The sequence below is a fragment of the Mesorhizobium sp. M1088 genome, assembly GCF_040318575.1.
Taxonomy (GTDB): Bacteria; Pseudomonadota; Alphaproteobacteria; order Rhizobiales; family Rhizobiaceae; genus Mesorhizobium.
Map to the genome: position 1 here is coordinate 24919 of NZ_JAMYMO010000038.1, position 13438 is coordinate 38356.

General features: G+C 61.1%; 11 protein-coding genes and 2 pseudogenes. 2 read left to right on the plus strand and 11 right to left on the minus strand.

All coding sequences use genetic code 11. From position 1 onward, the window contains the following. Positions 1–706 precede the first annotated feature (706 nt). Positions 707–934 (plus strand): annotated as a pseudogene (locus NKH49_RS28200) (DDE-type integrase/transposase/recombinase); the annotation flags it as partial. Between the two features lie 117 nt (positions 935–1051). Here NKH49_RS28200 and NKH49_RS28205 read toward each other — a convergent pair. The 10 genes and pseudogenes from NKH49_RS28205 to NKH49_RS28250 all read right to left on the minus strand — a co-directional run bounded on the left by NKH49_RS28205 (position 1052) and on the right by NKH49_RS28250 (position 10933). Beyond that, positions 1052–1870, minus strand: coding sequence for an aldo/keto reductase (locus tag NKH49_RS28205; RefSeq protein WP_352928885.1), 819 nt, complete (start codon positions 1868–1870; stop codon positions 1052–1054). 183 nt (positions 1871–2053) lie between these two features. Then, complete coding sequence (locus tag NKH49_RS28210; protein ID WP_352928887.1) at positions 2054–2779, minus strand: hypothetical protein; 726 nt, start codon at positions 2777–2779, stop codon at positions 2054–2056. A 130-nt stretch (positions 2780–2909) separates the two neighbouring features. Continuing rightward, positions 2910–4043 (minus strand): non-hydrolyzing UDP-N-acetylglucosamine 2-epimerase, encoded by a 1134-nt coding sequence (wecB, locus tag NKH49_RS28215; protein ID WP_352928889.1) that lies wholly within the window; start codon positions 4041–4043, stop codon positions 2910–2912. Positions 4044–4766: 723 nt separating this feature from the next. Further along, positions 4767–5242 (minus strand): annotated as a pseudogene (locus NKH49_RS28220) (NAD(P)/FAD-dependent oxidoreductase); the annotation flags it as partial. A gap of 16 nt (positions 5243–5258) precedes the next feature. Then, positions 5259–6191: an electron transfer flavoprotein subunit alpha/FixB family protein gene (locus NKH49_RS28225; RefSeq protein WP_352529017.1), complete on the minus strand. Its 933-nt coding sequence runs from the start codon at positions 6189–6191 to the stop codon at positions 5259–5261. Between the two features lie 22 nt (positions 6192–6213). Then, positions 6214–6978 (minus strand): electron transfer flavoprotein subunit beta/FixA family protein, encoded by a 765-nt coding sequence (locus NKH49_RS28230; RefSeq protein WP_352928891.1) that lies wholly within the window; start codon positions 6976–6978, stop codon positions 6214–6216. A gap of 18 nt (positions 6979–6996) precedes the next feature. Beyond that, positions 6997–7854 (minus strand): sugar phosphate isomerase/epimerase family protein, encoded by an 858-nt coding sequence (locus NKH49_RS28235; protein WP_352578188.1) that lies wholly within the window; start codon positions 7852–7854, stop codon positions 6997–6999. Between the two features lie 3 nt (positions 7855–7857). After that, complete coding sequence (locus tag NKH49_RS28240; protein WP_352928893.1) at positions 7858–9006, minus strand: dihydrodipicolinate synthase family protein; 1149 nt, start codon at positions 9004–9006, stop codon at positions 7858–7860. 8 nt (positions 9007–9014) lie between these two features. Beyond that, complete coding sequence (locus NKH49_RS28245; protein WP_352928895.1) at positions 9015–9794, minus strand: 3-ketoacyl-ACP reductase; 780 nt, start codon at positions 9792–9794, stop codon at positions 9015–9017. Continuing rightward, the gene (locus NKH49_RS28250) at positions 9791–10933 is read right to left on the minus strand and encodes an acyl-CoA dehydrogenase family protein (protein WP_352496361.1); all 1143 of its coding nucleotides are present in this window, start codon (positions 10931–10933) and stop codon (positions 9791–9793) included. The genes NKH49_RS28245 and NKH49_RS28250 overlap by 4 nt, the downstream gene beginning before the upstream one ends. A gap of 156 nt (positions 10934–11089) precedes the next feature. Between NKH49_RS28250 and NKH49_RS28255 the strand changes: the two genes are divergently transcribed. After that, positions 11090–12106 carry an aldo/keto reductase gene (locus tag NKH49_RS28255; protein ID WP_352928897.1) on the plus strand — a complete coding sequence of 339 codons (1017 nt, stop codon included), beginning with the start codon at positions 11090–11092 and terminating at the stop codon, positions 12104–12106. A gap of 42 nt (positions 12107–12148) precedes the next feature. On the opposite strand, the gene NKH49_RS28260 is transcribed toward NKH49_RS28255, so the two are convergent. After that, entirely contained in the window at positions 12149–13408 is a 1260-nt protein-coding gene (locus NKH49_RS28260) for a glycerate kinase type-2 family protein (protein WP_352928899.1), read from the minus strand. Positions 13409–13438 lie beyond the last annotated feature (30 nt).

Genomic DNA, 13438 nt, shown 5'->3' on the forward strand with positions numbered 1-13438 from the left:
TGTTGCTTTTTCTCTCCTGCCGCAGCTTACGAAGTTGTGGAATCTCTTCAGTAAACTGCGGGGGTTTGAACCATGGTGTCAGAGTCGGAAACGACAGCACATCGCGATGCCGTTGGGGGGCGTCCACCGCATCGAGTAGGGCTGAGCATGAGGGGGAAGGCGGATAGCCGAAGCGTGACAGTGCGATGACCCGAAAGCCCTCGCCAACAGGGCGGCCGTAGGAGCACCGGCGTACCGTCAGGCGCGATGCGGACCGACAGCCCCCCGGCGAAGGGCGCTGATTGATCGATCGAATTTGAATTCGGGTCGTTTTATCAGCTGACATAATCCAAATCGAATTCCTCACGATGTTTCAGCACGCGCCTGGATTTTTCTGCATTTGGCTCCGGCGAAGACCCCGGTGGTGCGGTGTAAGCGCGCCTCCGGCATCTTGGACTTGTTTTCATTAGCCATCCAGGACTGCTGCATTGCCGCAGCGATGGTTCCAACCTGCTAGGCGTCGCCAAACCGCGCATCGTTGGGTTGGATGCCGGATCCCCGTGGGCGACGTTGCCGGATCCAAACCAACCATGGCCGCGACCAGAGTTGCCACGTCGGAATGGCCAAGCACCTTGCCGTCGCCGGACTTGATGGTTTCGCCGACATTGCCCGGCCCGGCGAACAGTCATTGATCAGCCCTTGTCGGTGGTGCCCAGTACGCTGGCTGAAACCGATCACGATCAGGAAAAGTCGATACTTGAACAACAGGATCGAGCAGGACCATCGGCGCATTCAATCGCCGTGTGCGGCCGATGCTGGCCTTCAAGTCGCCGGCCACCGCCAGCATCATCCTGTCCGGGATCGAAATGCTTCACATGATGCGCAAGCGACAGGCAAGTACGCATTCAATCCAAATCCCTCCCTGGCCGAGCAGTTCGCCATGCTGGCGGCATGACAGCGGCCGGTCTCGACCACCTTCATGACGCAGAAAAAACTTTGGGACCGAGCAGGGAGATTTTGCAGAGAGACAGGAAGCAGAGAGCGGTTGCTCATGGCATACTCATGCAATCGGTCAATCCCATTCCGGCGTCCACGGCACCTTGTTCTTGTCCACGCACCTGAAGTTCGTGCATGTGAGAGCGTCGATCCGCTTCATGTCGACGCTAGATAGAACGAAATCCATGACGTCGAAGTTCGACCGCATGTTTTCCGGCTTGGTTGACATTGTATTGACGGCGACGCCTTTCTGCAGAATCCATCTCAACACCACCTGCGCAGCCGACTTTCCGTAGGCTATGCCGATCTGGCCAAATTGCGGATATTTGAAAACCTCCCCCCTCGCGACCGAAGAGAACGAAGCCAGCGGAACGCCCGTCTGAAAGGACATGTCGAGCAGAATTGACTGATCGAGAAGCGGGTGGAATTCAACCTGGTTGATCGCGATTTCGCCATTGGTGAATGATTGCGCGTCCCGCATCATTGAGGCCGTGAAATTAGATATGCCGATCTCGGTCGCGAGTCCCTTACGCTTCGCGTCCCGAAGTAGGGCGAGAGACTTGCGATTGTCCCCGGACGGATCGGGCCAATGAAGGAGCAGAAGGGCGACCCTCGACACGCCAAGAGCCTTCAGACTCGCCTCCACCGATTTCAGGAACTGTTCCTCGGTGTAATTCTCGGGATGCACTTTCGTGGTGATGAGAAGGTCGTCTGTCGAGACGTTAGCCCGGCGGATGGCCGCGCCCAAGTCGGCCTCGTTTCCGTACAGTTGAGCTGTGTCGAATGATCGATAGCCGACCTCGTACGCAGCGGCAAATGCCTTCTCCAAATCCTCGCCCTTGAGCGGATATGTTCCAAACGAACGTTCATGTCCCGGCCGAAAGCAGATCGACATTTTCCTTTCCTTTCCCAGGAGCCGTAGCGAACCGTGTGCACGTTGAGCTGCTATAGATGGATGCTGTCCCAAACCACGGCGCGATCGATCGACTGGATCGCCTCCCTCTCTGCCACGGCCATTCTCCGACTGACGTCCTTTCATCAATGCAGTGGTCAACGTCCGTTGTGGATGGAGCCGACGTCAATCATGCGATCCAGCGAACGGATGAAGCTCCAAAGCTAGCCACATGCAATCCGTATCCGCGTAATACTGATGCCAGGGGTAGAGAAACCCACCAATACTATCGCTTGTGCAATCGAAGAATGGCTGGGCGGAGCCCGGAGCCATCAGGATTTCTTCGGTCAGTGTTTCCCGCTGCTGCGTCTGAAACTTCTGCATCCGTCCCACTCCCATGATCTGCACATGGGTCTCGATGAATGGATGCAGATTGTGGATCAGGCAGTCCGTCGCTTCCGGAGCAAACCAAAGATTGGCTTTCGCGGCAAAAGTCATGCCGTCGGTCTCCGGGTTCCCGGCAAGCATTGCCGCTGCACCGCTCAGACGAATTTCAATAAGGTCGTCCTGCGATGAGCGGTAGAGCGGCAGTCCGAGAATTTCCGCGGTCGGGTCGGTGATCGTCTCCGCATATCGCGGCCACCCTAGAGTGCTCGCCCTGGCGCCTTCTGTCTCGCGAACACGGATCACAATCATTGCCTGTGCGTTCTCGATAACCGCGTCAATAAGCGTGGTCGATGAAAATGGCCGGATTGTTTGCCGAGGCTTACCAGCGATCTCAACGACGGTATCACCGATGTTGAACACGATATTGCGCCCGTGAAGTGCGAATGACGAAGCGCCCTCAATCAGTTCGGCGTCAACCACAGCATTGGAGAAATTGAGGTCTCGCCGGTTGTTACGCCTAGCCATGAGCTTCCTCTCTTGTCATCGTCGCCCGGTCCGGTCCGTCCGCAGGGACATGGTGGTGTTCGTGGGAGGGCGTGGATCGCAGCGAAATCCAAAGATCGGTGCGCGCCACGCCGCTGACATCTGGTGCCCATCAGCTGGCCAGCCGCGCCTCGCGTGCCGTCTGTGCAGCGAAATATCTCGCGATTGCATCGATAACCCGAGTTGTCGCCTTTCCATCGCCGTAGGCATCCACGGGCTGGGCCATTCGTGAATATTCGTCCGGATCGCGCAGCAGTCGGGTCGCTTCACTCAGGATGCGGGCGGTGCTGCGGCCCACAAGGCGCGCCGTGCCAGCTTCGACAGCCTCCGGCCGCTCGGTGATGTCCCTTAAAACAAGCGTCGGTTTGCCCAGTGAAGGGCCTTCTTCCTCTGCGCCGCTGCTGTCCGAGATGATGATGTGCGAGCGCAGCATAAGGCTGCAGAAATTCCGGTACGGTAGCGGATCCACCACCGTAATATTCGCCTGGTTGCTCAGATAGGGCAACATGACTTCGCGCACTGCCAGGTTTTTGTGCAATGGGATGATGACACGCACGTTCTCCTGGGATGAGAGCTGCACCAGAGCTCTTGCGATCTCGTGCATCGGTGCACCCCACGACTCGCGTCGATGTGCTGAGGCGACCACGATTCGCCGCGTATCGTTCTTAAGGTCGGCAAGTGCGGGCTCGGCGAAGGCGGGAGCATTTTCGGCCGCCCAGTGAAGTGCATCGACGACCGTGTTGCCGGTGACAGTGATACGATCCTCACGGGCACCTTCGCGGATGAGGTTCTCGCTGCTCCGGATGGTCGGCGCCAGGTGGAGATCCGTTATCTGGGCGACGAGGCGCCGATTGGCCTCCTCTGGAAATGGCGATGCAATGTTGCCGCTACGTAAGCCCGCCTCGAGATGGATGATGGGGATTCGGTGCTGGAAGGCGGCCAGGGCGCCTGCCAGGGTGCTCGCGGTATCGCCATGAACAATCACCGCGTCCATTCCCCATTGTTCCATTTGCATGGAGAGCATTTCCAGTATTCGATGTGTGACCTGCGACAAGGTCTGGCGAGGTTGCATGACGTTTAGTTCGATGTCCGGTCGAATACCGAATTCCGTTAAAGTGATATCAAGCATCTCGCGATGCTGCCCCGTGGAAACAACGAGTGGCTCGAACCTGCGGTCGAGCTTCATTGCGTTGATGACTGGGGCGCATTTAATCGCCTCAGGACGAGTACCGAAAATGAATGCCACTTTGGGTATGATCGTCTCTCCGAATGAATCTGAGGGGTCGCCGGCGACCGCGGTTGCCAAGGAATTGCACAGGGGGGCCATCCATCAGGGCCGAAGCAAACCACGTCTTGGCCAATCACAGCGGACAACGAGGATCCTCTAGCCGAGGTCGACTGGAATGCGAGCGTCGCTTTCTGGTGGACTTGGCGATGCGCCCTTCCCACAGAATGCGATCTGACGCAGATCTCCTTCTTTGTTTGATCCATCGCGGCTGACCGCGCCATCAATGCTGGTCGGCAGTTGCTGCCGCCACTCCTCACGAAGAGACACAAAACTCGTGCCAATTTGGCTGATCGAGCCGAAGAAAAAACTTTGTGGTTGCTTTACAGCTATTTAGCCAAAGGAACAAAAAATCGGTGTGTGACGGACCCGATAAAGAGACTGTGTGTCACGGACCCGACAAAGCCGACAGAGGGCGCGGATCTGGTGCAAAGAAGAAAAAATTGGCCGCGTTGGTCCACGTTGGCGTTGGACCGCCCTTCAAGGCGTCGCTGACTCTTCACTCTTTCCCTGATCGCCCACCACAGTCCCGGCAGTGATTGGCGGAGAATGGCTGTGGGGTTCTGGATTGGCTTTTCGTTCGAAAAGCGAAGGGGATTTTAGGCTGACAGAATGGGAACTCTCGGAAGGAGGTAACCCGATGATGGTCTATCGCAACAGAGGACTAACCATCTTTCCGTGCTGGTCGCCGGTGGCGACACCGATCACCGCGCCCTCGTCGTTGTAGAGCACTTCGGTTGCGGCAAAGCCGGGATAGATCTCGACGCCGAGCTCTTCCGCCTTGGTCGCCAGTCAGCGACAGACATTGCCGAGCGATACGATGTAGTTGCCAGGATTGTTCATCAAGGGCGGCATGGCGAAGTTCGGCAGGTGGATCGAGCCGGCCGGGCCGAGCAGCAAGAAATGGTCGTCCGTCACCGTGGTCTTGAACGGATGGCTATCGTCCACGCGCCAGTCAGGCAGCAGGCGGTCGATGCCGATGGGATCGACAACGGCGCCCGACAGGATATGGGCGCCGACTTCCGAGCCCTTTTCCAGCATGAGGACGGTGAGATCAGGATTGACCTGCTTCAACCGGATCGCCGCCGGCCCGCAGGCCCCGCGCCGACGATCACGACGTCGAATTCCATGCTCTCGCGTTCGGAGAGTTCGATCGTCATCGAAACAGCTAAGTCCTCAAAGCGCCTTTTCGAGTTCCGGCAGGGCCTCGAAGAGATCCGCAACGAGACCGTAGTCGGCAACTTGGAAAATAGGCGCCTCCTCGTCCTTATTGATCGCGACGATGACCTTCGAATCCTTCATGCCGGCCAGATGCTGGATGGCCCCGGAGATGCCGCAGGCGATGTAAAGGTCCGGGGCGACCACCTTGCCGGTCTGGCCGACCTGCCAGTCGTTGGGTGCATAGCCAGCATCGACGGCCGCACGCGACGCACCGACGGCGGCGCCAAGCTTGTCCGCAATGGGGAGGATGACTTCTTTGAATTTCTCCGACGAGCCGAGCGCCCGACCGCCGGAGATGATGATCTTCGCCGAGGTCAGCTCCGGTCGGTCCGAGGTCGAAAGTGCGTTCGACACAAAGGTCGAAAGCTCTGAAGAAAAGGCTGCCGTCGAGATTTCCTCGACGACAGCAGATGGGCCTTGGGAGGCGTGGGAAAAGGACGCCGTGCGTACGGTGATCACCTTCTTGGCGTCAGTCGACTGCACCACCTGGATGGCATTGCCGGCATAGATCGGCCGTTTGAATGTGTCGGCAGAGACGACCTCGACGATTTCCGAGATCTGCGCGACATCGAGCAGCGCGGCAACGCGCGGCAGGATGTTTTTGCCGACCGAGGTCGCGGCCGAGATGACCGCATCGTAATTGCCGGCGATCGACACGATGAGCGCCGCCAGCGGTTCTGCGAGATTGTTGGCAAGACTGGCGTCGTCGGCAAGCAGCACCTTGGAAACGCCGGAGAGTTTTGCAGCCGCATCGGCCGCAGCCTTGACGCCGGAGCCGGCGACGAGCACATGCACGTCGGAACCGATCTTCGAAGCGGCCGTCAGCGCCTTTGCGGTCTGGTCGGAAAGGGTTTCATTGTCGTGATCTGCCAGAAGAAGAATGGCCATGGTTTAGTCTCCCTTTCCGACGTTAGAGCACGCCGGCTTCGGTCTTGAGCTTTTCAAGCAGTTCGGCGACCGAGTTAACCTTGGCGCCTGCCTTGCGGCCGAACGGTTCCTGGGTCTTCAGCACCTTGAGGCGCGGGGCGGTGTCGACGCCGAAGTCGACCGGCGTCTTCTTGTCGAGCGGCTTCTTTTTCGCCTTCATGATGTTCGGCAGCGACGCGTAACGCGGCTCGTTGAGGCGAAGGTCGGTCGTAACGACGGCCGGAAGCTTCACGTCGATCGTCTGGAGACCACCGTCGACTTCGCGCGTCACCCTGGCTGTGCCCTCTGGCGCCTTGCCGTCGTCGATCTCGACCTTGGAAGCAAACGTCGCCTGCGCCCAACCAAGAAGGGCCGAGAGCATCTGGCCGGTCTGGCTGCTGTCGTCGTCGATCGCCTGCTTGCCGACGATGACGAGGCCGGGCTGCTCGGCCTCGGTGACACCCTTGAGGATCTTGGCGACGGCGAGCGGCTCGACGGCGTCCTCCGTCTCGACCAGCAAGGCGCGATCGGCGCCCATCGCGAGCGCGGTGCGCAGCGTCTCTTCGGCTTTCGCAGGACCGATCGACACCACAACCACTTCCTCAGCCTTGCCGGCTTCCTTGAGGCGTAGCGCTTCCTCAACCGAAATCTCGTCAAACGGGTTCATCGACATCTTGACATTCGTAAGCTCGACACCGGAGCCATCCGCCTTCACGCGGATCTTTACGTTGTAATCAACAACGCGCTTGACTGGGACCAAGATCTTCATGGCTCAACTCCAAATTCGTCAGCAGAGGGCGTGGAAACGTTCGACCATGACGTCAAGCACCTCGCCGGGATCACGCTTCCACCAATTGTTAGCGGAGAAAATCTCAACCTCGCAGGGACCGGTGTAGCCGGTGCCTTCGACACTCGCGCGGATCGTCTTGAGATCGGCAACACCGTCGCCCATCATACCGCGGTCCAGCAGCACGTCGCGAGTGTCGGCAAGCCAATCGCAAAGGTGATAGCCGAAAATCCTGTCCTTGCCGGCGCGCTGCAACTGGGTGTCAAGATCGCAGTCCCACCAGACATGGTAGACGTCAACGGCAATGCCAAGGTTCGGCGCATCGACCGCCTCGCAGATATCGACAGCGTCACGCACGGTCGTCAGGCAGGAGCGGTTCCCGGCGTAGACGGGATTGAGAGGCTCCAGCGCCAGCTTGACATTGCGGTCCGCCGCATAGAGTGCGAGGTCGGCAACACGTTCAGCGACAATCTTCAAGCTCTCGGCAGTACCCTTGGTGCCGGGATGTACGCCGCCCACCACAATCGTCAGCACAGTGGCACCCAGACCGGCAGCCATATCGATGGACGCCCTCGCCTCATCGAGAACCGCTGTCCTGTCGATCGCTTCGGTACCGACAAGGAACGGTGTGCGGCAAAGCCCGGCGACGGAAAGGCCTGCCGAGCGCACCCGCTCGCCAATCTCGTTCGCCCGCGCACCGACTTCGCGGCGCCAGAAGACGATCGAGCCGAAACGACGGGCAGCACACGCATCAATCACCCGCTCCGGTGACCAGCCTGCACCGTGGCCATCCAAGTTGTGTCCGAGGCTGGCGGTGTTGAGCGCGAGCGCCAAATGGTCCGTCGAGAAATCGCGCATCGCCTACGCCCCGTAAACAGCGAGCAACTTCTTCATGCGCTCGACGGCGCGGTTGGGATCGCGCAGCAGGCCGCACTGGTCCGCCTGACGGAACACCTCGACGAAATACGGCAGCGGCCGCATCGCCTGGGCGCCGTTCAGCATCACGAAGTGATCCTGGAAGCCGTTCAGCCAGGCGAGGAAGACGACGCCGGTCTTGTAGTATTGGGTGGGCGCGCGGAAGATCAAGTGAGCGAGCGGCACGGTCGGGTCGAGCGTTGCACGGAAGCCCGCCTTGTCGCCGTCGCCCAGCCGCTCCACCGCATAGGCGGCGGCCGGCGCGAGCGGGTCGAAGATGCCGAGAAGGGCGTGCGAAAAGCCCTCGCTGTCACCTTCGATGAGTTCCGGATAGTTGAAGTCGTCGCCCGTATACATTTTCACGCCGGCGGGCAGACGACGGCGCATGACGACCTCCTTTTCCTTGTCGAGAAGGGAGATCTTGATGCCGTCAACCTTGGCCGTGTTCGCTTCGATGACGGCGAGCGCCGTCTGCATGGCGGGTTCAAACGCCGCGTCGCCCCAATAGCCGGCAAGCTGCGGATCGAACATATCGCCGAGCCAATGCAGGATTACCGGCTCGTCGCAGGCGGCGAGCACATCGGAATACATCCTGACGTAGTCTTCCGGCTTTTTTGCGACGCGCACCAGAGCACGGGAGGCCATGAGGATGAGGCGGCCGCCGAGCTTCTGAATGGCTTCCGCCTGTTCCAGATAGGCCCGGCGCACATCGTCCAGACTCGCCACTGCCGCAGGGTCGAGATGATCCGTGCCGCAGCCATTGGCGACCACCGCATCCGGCAGTTCCTCGCCGGTGCGGCGGATCAGCTCCAGTGCGCCCGGCCAGTCGAGACCCATGCCGCGCTGCGCTGTATCCATCACCTCGGCAATGCCGAGGCCGAGGCCGGCGAGATAGCGGCGAAACTCCATCGTCTTGGCCCAGTCGACCTTGGCGCGACCCGACGGATCGTTCGCAGTGAAGGGATCGGCGACGACGTGGGCGGCCGAGTAGACTGTTCGCGCCGCGTTCCTGCCAAGCGGGGCGGCGGCGATTGGCGTTCCGGTCAGGGCATAGTCCGCAAGGCGGCCAGCGGTATCGGGAAGGGCGATTTTCATGAAAAACCTCAGAAGCGCGGGACGAGCATGCCGGCATCGGCTGGGATCGACAGTCCGGTTGTGTAGGGAAGCCGGCCGGTCGCAAGCGAGGCAATTAGCGCACCGACCTCCTCCGGCTCGCCGACACGCGGGAAAAGCGTGAGGCCCTGCGCGGCCCGTTCTCGATAGGCCTCGATAACCGGCGCGGTCATCTCGGTGGCAATCAGGCCCGGCTGTACGTCATAGACTGCAATGTTCTCGCGCCCGAGACGGACGGCGAGAGTCTTGGAGACCATGGCGGCGGCGGCCTTCGAGGCGCAGTATTCCGAGCGCTGCTCCGCCACCGCGACCGCATTCGAAGACGTGACATTGACGATCGAATGGAAGAGTGGCGGCCGCGCGCGTGCAAGCAGACGACGCGCGAAGGCCTGGCTCAGGAAGAACATAGCCTTCGTGTTGACGGCAAAACACCGGTCCCAGCTCTCCTCGGAGACCTCCATCATGTCTCCGCGCTTGAGCACGCCGACACCGGCATTGTTGACGAGCGTGGTAAGCGGCCCGAGCTTTTCCTCGACCGCATCGATCGCCGCACCGTGACCGCCGATCGCAGCGACATCGAACGCGGCGGCGACGACGGGGACGCCATGGGCGGCGACTCGCTCGACCGCGGCGGCAAGTTCGGCGTCCTCAGCCGGCCCGTTGACGGCGACCGCAAATCCTTCCTTCGCCAGAGCTTCAGCAATGGCAAGGCCGATGCCGCGCGAGGAGCCGGTGACTAGCGCGACCGGCCGGGCAGACGCGGCGCTCATGCCCTAGCGCCTTTCTTCAGGAGTTCGCGCGCGATGATCATGCGCTGGATCTGGTTCGTGCCTTCATAGATCTGCGTGATCTTTGCATCGCGGTAGAGCCGCTCCACCTCGAAGCCGCGGATATAGCCGGAGCCGCCAAAGACCTGCACGGCATCGGCGGTACGCTGTACAGCCATGTCGCCGGCAAAGCACTTGGCGATGGAGCAGGCTTTGGTCGCATCCGCGCCGCTGTCGATTTTCGAAGCGGCAGAATGGACGAGCAGGCGTGCGGCCTCGATGTCCTTCGCCATGTCGGCCAGAAGCCATTGCACGCCCTGGAAGTCGGCGATCGCCTTGCCGAACTGTTTGCGCGTCCCGGCATAGTCGAGGGCGGCCTCCAGGCCGGCTTGTGCGATACCGACGGCGAGTGACGCAATGCCGACGCGCCCCTTGTCGAGGACCGACATCATCATGTGGAAACCGCGCCCCTCGGTGCCGAGCAGGGCATCTGCCCGAAGGCGCACATCGGTGAAGTTCAGCGCGCCGACCTGGCTGGCGCGCTGGCCCATCTTGTGCTCCTTCGGCCCCTTCTCGACGCCGGCCGCATGCAGGTCGACGATGAAGATCGACATGCCGCGATTGCCGGCTTGCTTGTCGGTTCGCGCCAGCACGAAACCGTAGTCGGCCACCGGCGCATTGTGGATCCAGATCTTGCCGCCGTTCAAACGCCAGCCGTCGCCGTCGCGCTCGGCCGTCGTGCGGATGCCCGAAACATCAGTGCCCGCCTCCGGCTCGGTGATGCAGTAGGCGACCTTCGAGCGCATGCCGAGTATTTCCGGCAGCAGGGCCTGCTGGCTTTCAGTGCCGTGGCGCACCAACAGGCTTGAAATCAGTTCGACCAGGCCGCACTGGTCGGCGACGGAAGCATATCCGCGGCTCAACTCCTCCATCACAAGGGCATAGGTCAGCGTGTCGAAGCCCGGCCCGCCGAGGGCTTCCGGCACACCTATGCCGAATAGGCCGAGCTTTGCCATTTCGTCGTAAAGAGCCGCCGGGAAGCGTTCCTCGCGGTCCAATTCCTCGGCCACGGGCCGGATCATTTCGTCGGCAAAGGCGCGCGCCATCTCTCGCACCTGCTCCTGCGTTTCAGTGAGATACATGGCCCTCGACTCCCACTTAGTAACTATCCGGTTATATACATTCCCCAGTCTAAAGACGTCAAGTCGGAAAAATCTGAGACCGGGAAGAAAGCTGCTTGCACAGGCGTTTGGTCCATGCTTATTTATTCACTAACTGGTTACTTATGGAGGAGAGGCATGCACCCTGGCGAAAAGAGGAAATTCGGCCGAACAGAACTTGACGTCACGACGTTCGGCTTTGGGACCGCGCCCCTCGGCAACATTTTCCGCGAGATCGACGAAGCCACAGCCGGGGATATGTTCGAACGCGCATGGGCCGCCGGCGTACGGTTCTTCGACACCGCGCCGATGTATGGCCACGGGCTTGCCGAACTGCGCACGAGCCACGCCCTGCGCTGGAAGGAGCGAGACGATTTCGTCCTCTCCTCCAAGGTCGGGCGCCTGCTGCGACCGGCACGGCGCGACACCATCGATTTTGCGCCGTGGACGAATGCTGCGCCCTTCACCATGCATTTCGACTACAGTTACGACGGCACGATGCGCGCCTTCGAGGACAGCCTGCAGCGGCTGGGGTTGGAGCGGATGGACATGTGTTTCATCCATGACATCGACGTTTTCACACGCGGGAGCGAGCAGCCGGAAGTGTTCGAGCAGGCGATGGACGGCGCCTGGCGCGCGCTGGAGCGGCTGCGCTCGGAAAAGGTCGTGAAGGCGATCGGCGTCGGCGTCAACGAATGGCAGGTCTGCCATGAGGCCCTCCGCCGTCACGATTTCGACTGCTTCCTGCTGGCCGGCCGCTACACCCTCCTCGAACAGGACGCGCTCGACGCGTTCCTTCCGCTGTGCGAGGCATGTGGCGCGGCGGTCGTCGTGGGCGGCGGCTTCAATTCGGGAATCCTTGCCACCGGCGCGAAGGAAGGGGCGAAGTACAATTACGCGCCGGCGCCGCGCGACATCCTGGAAAAGGTCGCGAAAATCGAGGTGGTCTGTGCGGCGCATGGCGTGCCGCTGGCCGCCGCCGCACTGCAATTCGTGCTCGCCCATCCTGCCGTACCCTCTTTCATGGCGGGCACGCGCACGGTCGAACAGCTTGACCAGAACCTTGCCTGGTTCTCCCATCCGATCCCGGCAGAGTTCTGGGCGGATCTCAAGAGGCAGGGCCTATTGCGCGAGGACGCACCCGTTCCGGGCTGAGCTCGCATCAGCCCGCGCTGCAACAAGCGGCGCGGGCAACCTCTAACGGATCAGGATTGCCCTGAAGTCATTGACATTGGTTCCTGTCGGGCCGGGCACGAACAGGTCGCCCAAACGATGAAACGCCGTCCAGGCGTCGTTGCCGGCAAGCAGTGCGGCAGGATCCGCCCCCAGTTCCCGCAGGCGCCCCATGCTGGCGCCGTCGGCAAAGGCCCCCGCATTGTCCTCTGAGCCATCGATACCATCCGTATCGGCGGCAAGTGCTGCAAACGGCACACCTTCGCCTGCGAGCGCGAGCGACAACAAAAACTCCGTGTTGCGTCCACCCTTGCCACGTCCCTTGATCGTCACCGTCGTTTCTCCGCCGGAGAGGATGACGACGGGACGCAAGAACGGGCGGTCACGGCTGGCGACCTCGCGAGCGATAGCGGCGTGAACACCCGCGACGTCGCGTGCCTCCCCCTCTATGCAGTCCGATAGAATGACGGCGGGCACGCCGAGCCCCTCCGACCGTTGCGCGGCAGCCTCCAGTGAGAGGCGGGCAGAAGTGATGATGTGGACCTCATGACTGGCAAAGGCTGAGTCATGAGGCGATGGCGGCTGGCCCACGTCTTCATCAAGCCAAGCCAGGATCCGCTCGGGCAGCTTGACACCCCATGTCTTGACCAGTGCGCGCGCCTCTTTGCGATTGCTTGCATCCGGCACGGTCGGTCCACTGGCGACCTGCGCCGGGTCGTCGCCAGGCACATCGGAGACAACGAGCGTCACAACCCTTGCAGGATGACATGCGGCGGCGAGCCGCCCACCCTTAATGCCGGAGACCTGCTTGCGAATAGCGTTCATGACGGAAATCGGCGCACCGCCCGCCAGCAGCGCGCTGTTTAGAGCGGCTTCGTCCTTCAGCGTGAGATCGCCGGGCGGGGCTGGGAGCAGGGCGGACCCGCCGCCACAGATCAGCGCCACGACGAGATCATTCTCACCAAGCCCCTTTACAGCGTCGAAAAGCGATTGAGACGCTTCAAGCCCCGCAACATCCGGAACGGGATGGGCAGCCTCCAGCACACGGATCCTCTGGCAGGCCGCCGAATAGCCATAACGCGTCACCACAACCCCTTCCAGTGGGCCATCCCACAGCCTTTCGAAAGCCGCGGCAAGCTGCGCGGCGCCCTTGCCCGCGCCGATGACGACGGTCTTTCCTTTGGGTCGGGTCGGTAGATATGTGCTTAAGGCCTTTTCGGGAGCCGCGGCTTCGATCGCTGCGCGAAAGAGTTGTGCGAGAAAATCTTTGTCTTCAGGCTTCATGAGACCGCCAAACGGATCAGGAGTATGGGA